Source organism: Pseudomonas helleri (genome assembly GCF_009600315.1).
Taxonomy (GTDB): Bacteria; Pseudomonadota; Gammaproteobacteria; order Pseudomonadales; family Pseudomonadaceae; genus Aquipseudomonas; species Aquipseudomonas helleri_A.
In genome coordinates this window covers 26,961-41,140 of record NZ_WIWC01000030.1, presented here as the reverse complement: position 1 = coordinate 41,140, position 14,180 = coordinate 26,961, and the positions used below count along the sequence as shown (strand labels likewise).

The 14,180-nt window shown below is 59.2% G+C and carries 15 protein-coding genes; 12 read left to right on the top strand and 3 right to left on the bottom strand.

The window, feature by feature from the left end; translation table 11 throughout:
* Positions 1-95 precede the first annotated feature (95 nt).
* The 9 genes from GHN86_RS16665 to GHN86_RS16625 all read left to right on the top strand — a co-directional run bounded on the left by GHN86_RS16665 (position 96) and on the right by GHN86_RS16625 (position 9,290).
* Positions 96-887: an enoyl-CoA hydratase family protein gene (locus GHN86_RS16665; RefSeq protein WP_153381079.1), complete on the top strand. Its 792-nt coding sequence runs from the start codon at positions 96-98 to the stop codon at positions 885-887.
* Between the two features lie 10 nt (positions 888-897).
* Positions 898-2,052, top strand: coding sequence for an acyl-CoA dehydrogenase family protein (locus tag GHN86_RS16660; protein WP_153381077.1), 1,155 nt, complete (start codon positions 898-900; stop codon positions 2,050-2,052).
* Positions 2,053-2,060: 8 nt separating this feature from the next.
* Positions 2,061-3,119: an acyl-CoA dehydrogenase family protein gene (locus GHN86_RS16655; protein WP_153381075.1), complete on the top strand. Its 1,059-nt coding sequence runs from the start codon at positions 2,061-2,063 to the stop codon at positions 3,117-3,119.
* A 2-nt stretch (positions 3,120-3,121) separates the two neighbouring features.
* Positions 3,122-4,273, top strand: a complete 1,152-nt coding sequence (locus GHN86_RS16650; RefSeq protein ID WP_153381073.1) for an acetyl-CoA C-acetyltransferase — start codon at positions 3,122-3,124, stop codon at positions 4,271-4,273.
* Between the two features lie 10 nt (positions 4,274-4,283).
* A complete protein-coding gene (locus GHN86_RS16645; protein ID WP_153381071.1) occupies positions 4,284-5,162 on the top strand; it encodes an SDR family oxidoreductase in 879 nt (292 codons plus the stop codon).
* A 195-nt stretch (positions 5,163-5,357) separates the two neighbouring features.
* A complete protein-coding gene (locus tag GHN86_RS16640) occupies positions 5,358-6,143 on the top strand; it encodes an SDR family oxidoreductase (protein WP_153381069.1) in 786 nt (261 codons plus the stop codon).
* 9 nt (positions 6,144-6,152) lie between these two features.
* Positions 6,153-6,623: a MaoC family dehydratase gene (locus tag GHN86_RS16635; RefSeq protein WP_153381067.1), complete on the top strand. Its 471-nt coding sequence runs from the start codon at positions 6,153-6,155 to the stop codon at positions 6,621-6,623.
* A gap of 8 nt (positions 6,624-6,631) precedes the next feature.
* Entirely contained in the window at positions 6,632-7,840 is a 1,209-nt protein-coding gene (locus GHN86_RS16630) for an acetyl-CoA C-acyltransferase (RefSeq protein WP_153386958.1), read from the top strand.
* 94 nt (positions 7,841-7,934) lie between these two features.
* Positions 7,935-9,290 carry an MATE family efflux transporter gene (locus tag GHN86_RS16625; RefSeq protein WP_153381063.1) on the top strand — a complete coding sequence of 452 codons (1,356 nt, stop codon included), beginning with the start codon at positions 7,935-7,937 and terminating at the stop codon, positions 9,288-9,290.
* 28 nt (positions 9,291-9,318) lie between these two features.
* Here the strand turns inward: GHN86_RS16625 and GHN86_RS16620 are convergent, their stop codons facing one another.
* Both GHN86_RS16620 and GHN86_RS16615 read right to left on the bottom strand, forming a co-directional pair.
* On the bottom strand, positions 9,319-10,035 hold the full coding sequence (locus GHN86_RS16620) for an HPP family protein (protein WP_153381061.1): 717 nt from the start codon (positions 10,033-10,035) through the stop codon (positions 9,319-9,321).
* Between the two features lie 218 nt (positions 10,036-10,253).
* Positions 10,254-10,532 (bottom strand): type VI secretion system contractile sheath small subunit, encoded by a 279-nt coding sequence (locus tag GHN86_RS16615; protein ID WP_153381059.1) that lies wholly within the window; start codon positions 10,530-10,532, stop codon positions 10,254-10,256.
* Positions 10,533-11,397: 865 nt separating this feature from the next.
* On the opposite strand from GHN86_RS16615, the gene GHN86_RS16610 reads away from it, so the two are divergent.
* From GHN86_RS16610 to GHN86_RS16600, 3 genes are all read left to right on the top strand, one after another.
* A complete protein-coding gene (locus GHN86_RS16610; RefSeq protein ID WP_122783642.1) occupies positions 11,398-11,802 on the top strand; it encodes a TraR/DksA family transcriptional regulator in 405 nt (134 codons plus the stop codon).
* Between the two features lie 250 nt (positions 11,803-12,052).
* Entirely contained in the window at positions 12,053-13,402 is a 1,350-nt protein-coding gene (locus tag GHN86_RS16605) for a T6SS phospholipase effector Tle1-like catalytic domain-containing protein (RefSeq protein WP_153386956.1), read from the top strand.
* Positions 13,403-13,522: 120 nt separating this feature from the next.
* Positions 13,523-13,741 (top strand): hypothetical protein, encoded by a 219-nt coding sequence (locus GHN86_RS16600; protein WP_153381055.1) that lies wholly within the window; start codon positions 13,523-13,525, stop codon positions 13,739-13,741.
* Between the two features lie 20 nt (positions 13,742-13,761).
* Here the strand turns inward: GHN86_RS16600 and GHN86_RS16595 are convergent, their stop codons facing one another.
* A complete protein-coding gene (locus GHN86_RS16595) occupies positions 13,762-13,992 on the bottom strand; it encodes a hypothetical protein (protein ID WP_323369443.1) in 231 nt (76 codons plus the stop codon).
* Positions 13,993-14,180 lie beyond the last annotated feature (188 nt).

The window sequence follows — 14,180 nt, the reverse complement described above, 5'->3', positions numbered from 1 at the left end:
GGGCAGCTACAACCCTGCTGACACGTCCGGGCCAGACGTTGTGCTTAGTCTTTATGGACGATGATTGGCCCCCTGCACATTCCCATACTGCTCCCATGCCTACGGCCATTTCAGGAGCACCTGTGATCAGCGCAACCCACACTGCATTTCACACCGCCATCGACGCCGGCGTCGCTGAGCTGGTGATTGATCGGCCCCCCGTCAATGCGCTCAACAGCCAGCAATGGCTGGACCTCGCGCACACAATTGAGGCCCTGGGCGCCAACCCGGACGTACGCGTCATCGTGATCCGAGCCGAAGGCCGGGGTTTCTGCGCTGGCGTCGACATCAAGGAACTGGACGCCAACCCCGAACTGATCGTGCAGGTCAATGCCGGTAACTACGCCACCTTCAAGGCGGTGCATCGCAATCCGGTGCCGGTGATTGTGGCCGTGCATGGCTTTGTACTGGGCGGTGGCATTGGCATTACCGGCGCCGCCGACATTGTCGTGGCCTCCGATTGCGCCACCTTCGCCTTGCCCGAAGTGGACCGCGGGGCGATGGGCGGCGGCGCACATTTGCAGCGCCTGTTTCCGGTGCAAAAAGTCCGTTATCTGTTCTTCACCGGCGACAAGATCGGAGCCGTGGAAGCTCAGCAATACGGCTTTATCGAGCGTGTTGTGCCCCGTGAGCAACTGCGCGAAACCGCGTTGCAGATCGCCCACAAAATCGCCAGCAAAAGCCCGGCCATGATCCGCATCGCCAAAGAAGCGCTCAACGGTATCGAAGACGGCAACCTGGAAGATAAATACCGTTGGGAACAGGGTTTTACCTTACAGGCTTACACCTGTGCGGACTCCGCTGAAACCCGCCGCGCGTTTGTTGAAAAACGCGACGCTACGTTCTGAGGAGCTGACGATGGACCTGACTTACTCCCCGAAACAAAAGGCCTTTCGACAGGAAGTGCGGCAATGGCTGGCCGCCAATCTGCCCAGCCGTCCCTTGGCCAGTTACGACACCCGCGAAGGCTTTGAGCAGCACCGCCAGTGGGAAGCCAAGCTGTTTGAGAATCGCCTGTCGATGGTCATGTGGCCCACCGAACTGGGTGGGCGCGGCTGCGACCTGATTGAGTGGTTGATCTTCGAGGAAGAATATTACGGCGCCGGTGCCCCCATGCGGGTTAACCAGAACGGTCAGCTGCTGCTCGGCACCACCTTGATGGAGTTCGGCACCGAGGAACAGAAAAAACGTTTTCTGCCGCGCATGGCCGCCAGTGCCGACATGTGGGCGCAAGGCTGGTCTGAACCGAACGCCGGTTCCGACATGGCCGCCATCACCAGTAAAGCCACTCGTCAGGGTGACGAGTATGTGCTCAATGGTCAGAAAACCTGGTCGACCCGAGCGATTTTTGCCGACTGGCTGTTTGGCCTGTTTCGCAGCGATCCGTCGTCCAGCCGCCATCATGGTTTGTCGTTTGTCATGGTGCCGCTCAATGCGCCGGGCGTCACGGTGCGGCCGATCAAGGCGCTGAACGGTAAAGATGCTTTCGCCGAAGTTTTTTTTGATGACGTGCGTATCCCGCTGCAAAACCGTATTGGCGATGAAGGGCAGGGCTGGCACGTGGCGATGGCTACGGCGGGTTTTGAGCGGGGCTTGCTGTTGCGTTCGCCTGCCCGTTTTCAGTACACCGCGCGCAAGTTGGTGGAGTTGTATCAACACCATCGCTTCAGTGCCGACCGCGACCCAACCCTGGGGGACGAGGTGTGCAAGGCGTGGTCGGACGCCCAGGCCTATGCCTTGTCCGCGTATCACACGGTGGGACGCCTGAACCGTGGAGCGCAGATTGGTGCCGAGTCGAGCATCAATAAAATCATCTGGTCGGAACTTGACCTGCGCATGCACGAAATCGCCATGCGTATTCTCGGTGCTCTGGGCGAATTGACCGGGCAAACGGACAGTGGCTACAACTGGCTCGAAGGCTTTTTGTTTGCTCAGGCAGGGCCTATTTACGCCGGCACCAACGAGATCCAGCGCAACATCATCGCCGAGCGCATGCTCGGTCTGCCGAAGTGAGGCCGGGCATGGACTTTACCTTTACCGAAGACCAGCAAACGTTTCGCGAAGCCATCAGTCGTTTTTTGATGACTGAAGCCGCACCCGAAATGCTCCGCGAAATCTGGGAAACCGATCTCGGTCGTTCGCCAGACTTGCGCAACAAGATTGCGGCGCAGGGGTTGACTGCGCTCTCAGTGCCCGAGGCTTACGGCGGTTTGGGCATGGACGATGTGGCGTGGGCATTGATGACCCAGGAGCTGGGCTACTACGCCATTCCTGATTCACTCAGCGACACCGCTTATGTAGCCAGCGCGATGATTGCCGGTTTGGCACCGGACACCGCCACCCGCAAGGAATGGCTGAGCGGCATTGCAGACGGCAGCCTGCGCATTGCGCTTGGTCACCCGGTCAACCCGCTGGTGGCCGATGCGGCTCACGCGGATTTGCTGCTGCTGGCCCAGGGCGACGAAGTCCACGTGGTACCCCGTAGCCAGGTCGATGTGCAACCCCTCAGCAGCCTGGATGCCTCACGGCGTCTGGCCCGTGTCAGTTGGCAGTCGAGCACTTCAACGCTGGTGGCCGACGGCCCTGCGGGTCGCCACTTATGGGCGCAGGCCTTGAACCGGGGGGCGCTGTCGGTGGCCGGGCAATTGCTCGGTCTGGCTCAGCGCATGCTCGACCTCTCGGTGGACTACGCCGCGCAGCGCAAACAGTTCGGCAAACCGATAGGCAGTTTTCAAGCGGTCAAACATCACTTGGCCGATGTGGCCACGCAGATTGAGTTTGCCAAGCCGGTGTTGTATCGCGCGGCGTATGCGCTGGCTCACGGTGAGCAACACGCCGCTGTTTGGGTCTCGCAAGCGCGTCTGGCGTGCTGTGAGGCCAGCTGGCTGGCGGCTCGTCACGGCATTCAGGTACACGGCGCCATGGGTTACACCTGGGAAGTTGACCTGCAAATGTTCATGAAGCGCGCGTGGGCACTGGACAACGCCTGGGGCGATCGCGCCCTGCATAAAAGACGCGTGGCTGACCACGTACTCAGCGGTGCTGCGCCTCTGGGCCCAGGCCACACCTTCGAGGAATGATGATGCCTCAAGCCTATATTGTTGATGCCTTGCGCAGCCCGACCGGCAAGCGTAAAGGCGGGTTGGCCCATGTGCATGCAATTGACCTGGGCGCCCATGTGCTTAAAGCGCTGGTGGAGCGCAACCAGATCCCCGCCGACGAATACGACGATGTGATATTTGGTTGCGTTGACACCATTGGCTCCCAGGCCGGGGACATTGCCCGCACCAGTTGGCTGGCGGCGGGGCTGCCCTTGACCGTACCGGGCACCACCATTGACCGTCAGTGCGGTTCATCGCAGCAGGCGCTGCACTTTGCCGCGCAAGCGGTGATGAGCGGTACCCAGGATGTGATTGCGGTGGGTGGCGTGCAAACCATGACCCAGATCCCGATTTCATCGGCGATGTTGGCGGGGCAGCCGCTGGGGTTCAGTGATCCGTTTTCCGGCAGCAAGGGCTGGCAGGCGCGATTTGGCAACCAGCCGGTCAATCAGTTTTACGCGGCGCAGCGCATCGCCGATCACTGGCACATCAGCCGCCAGCAGATGGAAGCTTACGCACTGGAAAGTCATCGGCGTGCGCTGGACGCCATTGCCGGGCGCCGTTTTGTCACTGAAATCGTGCCGTGCGAAGGCGTATGGGACGATGAAACACCGCGTCAGACCAGCTTGGCCAAAATGGCTGAACTGGAGCCGGTGTCCGCTGAATTTCCGTCGATCACCGCAGCCGTTTCCAGTCAGACCTGTGACGCTTCGGCCGCTTTGCTGGTGGTCTCCGAGGCGGCGCTCAAGCGCTATAACCTGACCCCCAGAGCCCGTATCCATCACCTGTGCGTGATGGGCGACGATCCGATCTGGCACCTCACGGCACCGATTGCGGCTACGCGCATGGCGTTGAAAAAAGCCGGAATGCGCATGCAAGACATCGACCTTGTGGAAATCAACGAAGCCTTTGCCTCGGTCGTCATGGCATGGGCCAAGGAGCTGGATTATGACCCGGCGAAAACCAATGCCAATGGCGGCGCTATTGCCTTGGGCCATCCCTTGGGCGCCAGTGGTGCCCGGTTGATGACCAGCCTGCTCCATCAGTTGGAACGCAGTGGCGGTCGTTACGGGTTGCAGACCATGTGCGAAGGCGGCGGGCAAGCCAACGTAACCATCATTGAGCGTCTTTAGGAGTACCGAGATGGCCATTTGTGCAGGACGTACCGTGATTATTACCGGCGCAGGCGGTGGCCTGGGCCGCGCTTATGCCCTGGCGTTTGCCGAGCAGGGCGCCAATGTGGTGGTGAACGACATTCGCCGTGAAGCGGCTGAAGAGGTGGTGGGCGAAATTCGTGAGCGCGGCGGGCAGGCGATTGCCAACGCCGATGACATCACCACGATTGCGACGGCGCAATTGATCGTCGATGCCGCGCTGGCTGCGTTCGGTGAAGTCCATGTGGTGGTGAACAACGCCGGGATCTTGCGCGACCGGATGTTTATCAGCTTGGGCGAAGATGACTGGGATGCGGTGATGCGCGTGCACCTCAAGGGGCACTTCTGTCTGGCCAATATTCTGGGCAAGCGTTGGCGCGATCAGGCCAAGGCCGGGCATCCCGTAGATGCGCGGATTATCAATACCAGCTCCGGTGCGGGTTTGCAGGGCTCGGTGGGGCAATCCAATTACAGCGCGGCCAAAGGCGGGATTGCCGCGCTGACGCTGGTACAGGCGGCTGAACTGGCGCGTTATGGCGTTACGGCCAACGCGTTGGCCCCGGCGGCGCGCACCTCGATGACGGAAAGTGCCATGCCGGACGTTGTTAAAAAGCCTGACGACGGCGGGTTTGATGCCTGGGCGCCCGAAAATGTCGCTCCGTTGGTGGTGTGGTTGGGCAGCAGCCTGTCCCGTGATGTGACCGGGCAGATTATCGAGAGCCAGGGCGGGCGGCTGTCATTGGGGGATGGCTGGCGAACCGGAGTGACCCGTGACAAGGGCGCGCAATGGCAGCTTGAAGAAGTGGGCGTCGCCATGAGCCAGATATTGGCTGAAGCGCCCAAGCCGCAAAGGGTTTGGGGGAGCTGAGATCCCTTGCCCTCACCCCAGCCCTCTCCCGGAGGGAGAGGGGGCTAAAGGCAAAAGCAGATCCGCTTCTAGTCCCCTCTCCCTCCGGGAGAGGGCTAGGGTGAGGGGCTTTGATCTGCTCTTAGTCCCCTCTCCCTTTGGGAGAGGGCTAGGGTGAGGGGCTTTTGTTTGCCATCACAATAAGAGAATTCAACCATGAGACAAGCACCTCCCTACGTCCCCGGCCACCAGCTACTGGCCGGCAAGTCGATCCTGATCACCGCCGCCGCCGGTGCAGGTATCGGCTATGCCGCCGCCAAACGCTGCGCCGAAGAAGGCTGTCGCGCCTTGATGATTTCCGATATTCACCCACGTCGCCTCGAAGAAGCGGTTGAGCGCCTCAAAACTGAAACCGGTCTGCAAGCGGTCTACGGCCAACTGTGCAACGTCACGGTCGAAGCCGACGTGCAAGCCCTCATCGCTGCCGCCGAAGACGCTTTGGGCGGCGTTGATGTGCTGATCAACAACGCAGGGCTGGGCGGTCAGGTGCGCCTCACCGAGATGACCGATCAACAGTGGTCTTCAGTGCTCGACATCACCCTCACCGGCACCATGCGCATGACCCGCGCCATGCTGCCGCACATGGAACGACGCGGCGCTGGGGCCATCGTCAACAACGCCTCGGTACTGGGCTGGCGGGCGCAAAAAGAACAGGCCCATTACGCCGCAGCCAAGGCCGGCGTGATGGCGCTGACCCGTTGCAGCGCGTTGGAGGCGGCCGAAAGCGGGGTGCGGATCAATGCCGTCGCACCGTCGATTGCCTTGCATGACTTTCTGAAAAAAGCCTCAAGCAGCGAGTTGCTGGAGCAATTGACCAGCCGCGAAGCCTTTGGTCGCGCGGCTGAAGTCTGGGAAGTGGCCAACGTCATGGTGTTTTTGGCCAGCGACTACGCCTCTTATATGGTCGGTGAAGTCTTACCGGTCAGTTCGCAGCAGGCCTGAGGGGAACCCATGAGCACACTCTTCAGCAGCGCCGCGCAATTGCTTGGCGCCCAGGGGCAGGATCTGGGCCGGACCGAGTGGCTGGAGCTGACGCAGGAACGCATCAATCTGTTCGCCGAAGCCACGGGCGATCATCAATGGATTCATGTCGACCCTGAGCGAGCGGCCAACGGCCCGTTTGGTGCCTGCATTGCCCACGGCTATTTGACGCTGGCACTGGCCAATCTGTTTATGCCGCAGTTGATGCAGTTCGCCAATCTGGCCATGGGGGTCAATTACGGCAGCGACCGCTTGCGCTTTCCGGCCGTGGTCAAAGTCGGCTCGCGGGTGCGCGGGCATGGCCAGATCATGCAGGTCGAAGCGCTCGGGGCGGCCTTACAGGCGGTGGTGCGCATCAGCGTTGAAATCGAAGGCAGCGAGCGTCCCGGCTGTGTGGTGGACACCATCAGCCGTTACACCTTCAACCCTATTGAACAGTGAGTGCTGACATGAACCTGAATGACGTTGTAATCGTCTCCACGGCCCGTACGGCCCTGACCAAATCCTTCCGTGGCTCGTTCAACGATACCGAAGCCCCGGTGCTCGGTGGCCATGTGGTGCGGGCTGTGGTTGAGCGCGCGGGCATCGAGCCAGGCTCGGTCGAGGACGTGATCATGGGCGCTGCGGCGCAACAAGGCACCCAGGGCTACAACATTGGCCGCTTGTGCGCCAATACCGGCGGCTTGCCCAACACCGTGCCGGGCATGGCCATTGACCGCATGTGCGCCTCGGGGTTGATGAGTATCGGTGTGGCCGCCAAGGGCATCATGACCGGCGAACTGTCGATTGCGGTCGCGGGCGGGGTCGAGTCGCTGTCATTGACCCAGAACAAATACAAAAACACCTATCGGGCACAGTCCGAAGCCGTGCTGGCGTGCATGCCAACGGCCTATATTCCGATGCTTGAAACCGCTGAAATCGTGGCCCGGCGCTACAGCATCAGCCGTGAGGTGCAGGATCAGTACTCACTGCAAAGCCAGCAGCGAACGGCCGCCGCACAGGCCGCCGGGCTGTTTGCCGAGGAGATTGTGCCCTTGGCCGCGCGCAAGCTGTGCTTTGACAAGGAAGGCAGGCCCAGTGGCCATCAAGAGGTGGTGGCCGACCGTGACGAGTGCAATCGCCCCTCGACCACCCTTGAAGACCTGGCTGCGTTGAAACCGGTGTGGAAAGACGGCCAATGGGTGCAGCAGGGCGAGTTCATCACCGCGGGCAATGCTTCGCAATTCTCCGACGGTGCTGCCGCCGTCTTGTTGATGAGCCGCGCCGAGGCCAAACAGCGCGGGATCGAAGCGCTGGGTATTTATCGCGGGATCGCGGTCAGTGGTTGTGCGCCGGAAGAAATGGGTATTGGCCCGGTGTTTGCCATTCCCAAACTGCTCAAGCGCTTCGGCCTGACGGTGTCGGACATCGACCTGTGGGAGATCAATGAGGCGTTTGCGTGTCAGGTGGTGTACTGCCGCGACTGTTTGCAGATCCCCAATGACCGCCTGAACGTCAACGGCGGGGCGATTTCCATTGGCCATCCGTTTGGCATGTCCGGGGCGCGAATGGTGGGGCACAGCCTGCTGGAAGGCCGTCGCCGGGGCGCGCGGTTTGTCGTGGTGGCCATGTGCATTGGCGGCGGCATGGGGGCTGCGGGGTTGTTTGAGTTGAGTTAAGGAGGTGGCCGCGGCCATCGCGGCACCCTGAAGAGATTTATTTCAATCTTTTGCGGTATAACGGCCCATGCGTTTTTTCCAAGGGCAAACCGTTATGCAAACCCCTTCACAACGGCCGCTGTGGAAGATCTACCTGATCTTCCTGGCGCCGATGGTGCTGTCCAATTTCCTGCAAAGCTTTTCAGGCACCCTTAACGGCATTTATGTCGGTCAATTGCTGGGCACTCAGGCTCTGGCAGCCGTGTCGGGGATGTTCCCCATCGTGTTTTTCTTTATCGCCCTGGTGATTGGTCTGGGCGCCGGTGCATCGGTGTTGATCGGTCAGGCGTGGGGGGCGGGGGAAACCTTGCTGGTGAAAAAAGTCACCGGCGCCACGCTGACCCTGGGCGCAATCATTGGATTGGCGGCGGCCGTACTCGGCAGCGTATTGGCTCGCCCTGCACTGCAGGGCTTGGGCACGCCGTTGGACGTGCTGGAAGACGCCGTAGCCTACGCGCGGGTGATGATGCTGATCATGCCGCTCTTGCTGGTGTTTATTCTGTTCACCCAACTGTTGAGGGGCATCAGTGACACGGTTTCGCCTTTGTTGGCGCTGATTGTGTCGACGGCAACAGGCCTGTTGCTGACCCCGGCGTTGATACTCGGCTGGTTGGGCATCGCGCCCATGGGCATTCAAAGCGCTGCATTGGCCGGGCTGGTGGGCAATGCCCTGGCGATGGTTTTTTTGGTGCTGCGTCTGCGCCACAAACGCAGTGCGATGGCACCGGATCGGGAATTCTTTGCAGCGTTGCGTCTGGACTGGGCCATTTTGCAGAAAGTCCTGCGCATCGGCTTGCCGACCGGGGTGCAGATGGTGGTGCTGTCGCTGTCCGAGCTAGTGATTCTGGCCTTGGTCAACAGCCATGGCTCATCGGCCACGGCGGCCTACGGTGCGGTCACGCAGATCGTCAACTATGTGCAGTTTCCGGCGCTTTCGATTGCCATCACGGCGTCGATTCTGGGGGCGCAAGCCATCGGGGCAGGGCGCATGGAGCGCATCAGCCCGATCCTGCGCACTGGTCTGCTCATCAACCTGTGCCTGACCGGTGCGCTGGTGCTGGTGGGGTATGGATTGTCCAACTGGTTGCTGGGGCTGTTCATCACGGACGTGGACGCACTGATCAGGGCTGAGCACCTCTTGCACATCATGCTCTGGAGCGTTCTGGTGTTCGGCTTTCAGGCCGTCATCGGCGGGATCATGCGGGCCAGCGGCGTGGTGCTGGTGCCTATGGGCATCACCCTGTTTTGTGTGTTGTGCATTGAGTTACCTGCAGCCTATGCACTGGATGCCCATTTTGGTCTTCAAGGGGTGTGGATGGCGTTTCCGGTGACGTATATCGCCATGCTGATTCTGCAAACCCTGTATTACCGACTGGTGTGGAGGCACAAGCAGATACAGCGCCTGATTTAACCGGCCCCTGATGGCAGAGGCCGTTTTGTCAGTTCGGGCCTTGAGTGAAAACTTCTGTGACACTGCGCCGACGTGCATTCTGTTCGCTGGCTTTGATCAGGGCTTCCAGGTCTTCAGGGGTCACGTCGATAAAAGCCTCCATCTGCTCCAGGGCTTTTTGCAAATCCTGTGCAGTAATCCGCGGATCGCCGGCAGCGGCCGGCACAGTTGGGACGGCGGCGGCTTCAGCTTTTTTCGGGTAACGCACTCGGGTCAGGTTGTTATAGGCCATCGCCGATACCAGCATGCACGCAGCTGCCAGCATCACGGGTTCCAGCACGGCCCAGCCCAGACTGGCACTGTCGGGGTCCGCCAGCACGACCAGCAGGCTGAGTGCTCCGGCAGGCGGGTGCAGGCAGCGTAACAGGCACATGGCTATCAGGCTTACGCCCACCGCCAGGCACGCGCTGTTGAGGTTGCGGCCCAAAAAGTACACCACCACCAATGACACCAGCGTGGCACAGAAATAGCCGCCCAGAATCGACCAGGGTTGCGCGAGCGCGCCCGAAGAAACGGCAAACAACAACACTGCGGAAGCTCCCAGCGGGCCGATCAGATGCAGGGCAACCGGCAGGCCAAAAAACAGGCTGCAGACCCATACACTGAACAGGGTCCCCAGTGATACGCCAATGGCGGCGCGGCTCCATTCGGTCGGTCGGGTATGGGTAGAAGCAGGCAACAGACGGCTGATCCAGCGGGTTTGCATGGTGATGACAATCCGGTTTGGCGAGTATGAAGATTAAAAAAGGGCTTGGCGGGTATCCCGTCAAGCCCTTGAAAATGTCCCTTCATGTGGGGGAGGAACGCGTGAAGTCTGCCCAATGCTCAACCAATCTGCAAATTCATAATAATGAGCGTTAACTGCATTATTATTGAGCTTAAGCCGGTTTCACTGTTTCACACGACGATGATGTGTTGTTAACCCTAGGGAGGCGTCACTGACACGTGATTGGGGTTCTCGGACGCCAGTTTGCCCAAAACGCGCTCATAGACTTCGTTGTTTAACAATCTTCCTTTGATAACGTCGCGCAAACCTTCGTTATGGGTCATGGGAACCTTGAGCATCAACAGTGCATCTCGCAGCTTGACCAGCCTGCTCAGTTCCGGCACGTCTATAGGGGCCGGGCCGTCAGCCGTCGGGGCTGTGGCACACAAGTCGGGTTCAAGTGCAGGCTTAGTCTGGGCAAACAAGGAATAACTCATCGTGTCGTGCTCCCTAAGTAAGGCTATTTGGACAATACCGGGCAGTGTCTTGTGGCGAATGTGTCAACCAGGCAGTCAGTGCTTGGTTGGCAGTCTTCATGGGTTGACCGGTATTTGGGCTATCTGAGGGGGTGGTTCAGATTTGGACTCTCAACTGAGTGGGGGCAGAGCTCGTAAATGCCGTTGGTCGCGATACAAGCAGTGACATATCGGGCATTTACTTGGCTTGGGATCTGGGATTCGTGCGATCGATTGTAAAGGGCTAGGCCCCCTCAGTCTTGTCAGTCAATGCGTAACTATCGATAAGATTTACGGAGATATTCGTGGGATTCTTCAGCGTGAAAAGGAGGAGTTTTGAGGGGTTTGTTTCGTACATCGGCAAAGGCAGTGTCGCACCTTCAAGGGATATCATTTTTACGTCCAATGACATTCAGGTAATAAAGTGAAGTATTTTTCGCTGGCGCAATGGCGCTGGGTCGATCAGCGCCTGTCGCCAATGCCTACTCAAAGAGCTGTGTCATTAACCGGATCGGGCCATTTGAGCTGTCGGCACCGGAAAAGAGATGGCATGTTGGCATCCTTTTCAGCAGAGTCCGTTGGGTTTTAAGGGAGGAATGGCTTCGCGCAGGGAATTTCTGGCAGCGATCGCACTCCATTAGAGCCCTTTTTATCGCTTTTCAGGTTTTGCTGGACAAATAGATGTCATTTCAGTTGCTGAGTCGATAACTCGGCCTTAGACTGCCGCCCCTCGTAAATTGAGTGCCGGGTGGCGCTTGAAACAGATGGCACCTGACGGGTTGGGGCGAATATCGGTCAGAACGCTCCCCAGTTCGCCTTAATGCACGTATTTTTTATAGAGAAATCAATGACAAAGGATAAGTTGCTGGCCATGCCGGCGGATGACTACATGAATGCCGAGCAACATGCTTTTTTCAGTGAGCTGTTGCAAAACATGAAGGTTGAAACCCACGAGCGCATCGAGCAGAACCGTATCGCGATTGAAAGTCTGGATACCCCGGCCGACCCGGCGGACGCTGCTTCGGTAGAAGAAGAGCGCACCTGGCTGGTGAACTCTATCGACCGCGATCAACGTATGCTGCCGCAATTGGAGCAAGCGCTGGAGCGCATTAAAGAAGACAGCTTCGGCTGGTGCGATGACAGCGGCGAGGCCATTGGCCTTAAGCGTCTGCTGATCAGCCCGACGACCAAGTACTGCATCGAAGCTCAAGAGCGTCACGAGCAAATCGACAAGCACCAGCGTCAGGCCTAAGCGCCAGCGGAGGTGTTCTCACAGGTTTTGCCCCGTGTGCAAACTGAATGAGAACACCTCCTGGGTTTTCGTAGCCAAATTGGTTTCGGTTATTTGCCCCAAGCGACAGTCATTCGTACTGTTGTTCTGCCTCCCATCCGTAGTAATCCGTCCACATACAATTTGCTGGTCTTGAACTGGTCGCTGGTGCTGAGCACCCTTATATTTGGCCGCGCATTTGTGCGTGCAAACGAATAAGAGGGCAGCATTCATGAGCAATTCCAGCCACACGGGACCTGTGTTGCGTGTCGGTGTCTTTTTTGACGGGACGGCGAATAACACGTGCAACAGCTTGCTGGGACAGGAGCGTCAAGCACAGGGCCTGAGGGTTGACTCCGGCAGCAGCTACGACGGTGTTGACACCAATATTGCCCGGTTGCATCAGTGCTACCCCGTGCAATCAGCCTTTGATGCCACGGGCAAGGCCGTCACTTCGCTGTATGTCAGCGGCATAGGCACCACCACCGGCAAGGCGGATACGCGCTTTCCGGCGCAGACCTATGGGCGGGGCAGCACGGGCGTACTGGGCAAAGTCGAGGAGGCTCAGGCGCAACTGAATCAGTGCCTGAAAGCGTTTGTGCAAACCCTCGCGCCTGGCACCCTGAGCCGCTTGCAACTGGATATTTTTGGTTTCAGTCGAGGCGCGGCGGCGGCCCGTCATTTCACCAATCAAATCAACGCAACTGATTTCGCTGCGCACTTTGCGCTGGCGGATCATTTTAGCTGTGAGATCTGTTTTGTCGGCCTGTTCGACACCGTGGCTGCCATGGGTGGGCTGGTCGATATGGGCGACATAGGCGACGACTTCAACCCGGGACTTAACCTTTATCTGAGCCCGGAGTGTGCCCGTCAGGTGGTGCAACTCAGTGCCCGAGATGAACAGCGGAGGAATTTCGCACTGAGCCGCATTGCCCCGCAGTGGACGCTGGACATAGCCGTGCCGGGCGTGCACGCCGATGTGGGTGGTGGCTATCCGTTGGAGATGCAAGAGCAGGTATATCTGACCCGTTGGCAAACCAATCTGGTCAGCCCGTCCACACCGCTCAAACTGACCCGTGCCTGGGCGGTCGCCGCGACAGATTTGGTTGAGTGGCAGCGCGAAGATTTGCTGGACCCCCACGACCCGGGTCGACTGCTGGAGATACGCAGCGAGTCTCATCCCGCAGGCTCCCGTCAGGACCCGATGCAGCGTGTGCAGGCGGCCATATTCATGCAGCGCAGGGTGTATGGGCACTTGTCGTGTGTGTACATGCGCATCATGCACCGGCTGGCGTGTGATCAGGGTGTGCCTTTGCGTGCCTTGACCGCCGCTGAGGCCCAGCTGCCCGACGAACTGTCAGCGATTGCCGCCAGTATTGAGGCTCAGGTGGGCACGGGCGTTATTCAACTCAGCGCTGCCCAGGAGCGTCTGTTGCGCCAACGCTATGTTCATCGCTCGGCCAACTGGAACCCGGGCGTGGGCAGCGGTACGGGTGTGATGGCTCAGGCATTTTTCAACCGGCCGCGCGAAGGCGGGCGCTCGGTGTTCGATCAGCGCATGCCGCTCGGCGAATGGGTTTAAGTCTGCGATTGTTACCGCCCATGCAATTGAGCTATGCCCCAGATAGCTTTTTCCGGCGTGCGTTAGTCACTAGAATGGCCGACATCGTTAGGTGACTAACTAATAACTGGAGAATTCATCATGCCTCACCAGGTTGATGTAGCCGTCATGATTGGCAGCGGTGTTCCCAAAAGCTTGCGCGAGGCGGGCCGTAAAGCCTGCTGGGTGGTGTTGGTCAATGGCGAGCAGCGCGGCACGGCTTTTTCAACTCGCCTTGAAGCTGAAGAGTGCCGCGCAGCCTGGCTTGCGCAACTGGGAGGCCAGCACAGAGGCTATGCGGGTAATGCCCGGCACGCCTGAGCCAGCGCATCCGGGTGGAGTCAAGCGTTGAGGGCACCTGCATCGACTGCATTTTTCAATGCCTGGGCGGATTCAAGACCCGCCGTTTTGGCGCCATCAGCGGTCTTGAACCAGCGATCCTTTTCGACTTGGTGGTAAGTGACCGTGGTCAGCGGTGGCTTGGCCCGCATCACGATCACGGCCTGAAACTCGCCTTCGACTTCTCTGACGTCTCCGTGGATGAAAAACTCGCCAATATCAAATTCCGTCACGTGTCACGTTCCCTTATAGGTAATGGAGCCCGGCGAACCCGGCTTCATGGGCCAAGTCGATTTTTTCGGCGAGTATGGCAGTAGTTGATGGTGTGTGGCGCAGTTAACTGATGTGCGCGACGAATGCCGGGTCATTTGAAGGGTCAAGTGGCAAAAAATGCCAGAAATGCTCGACTCGGATGAGGATG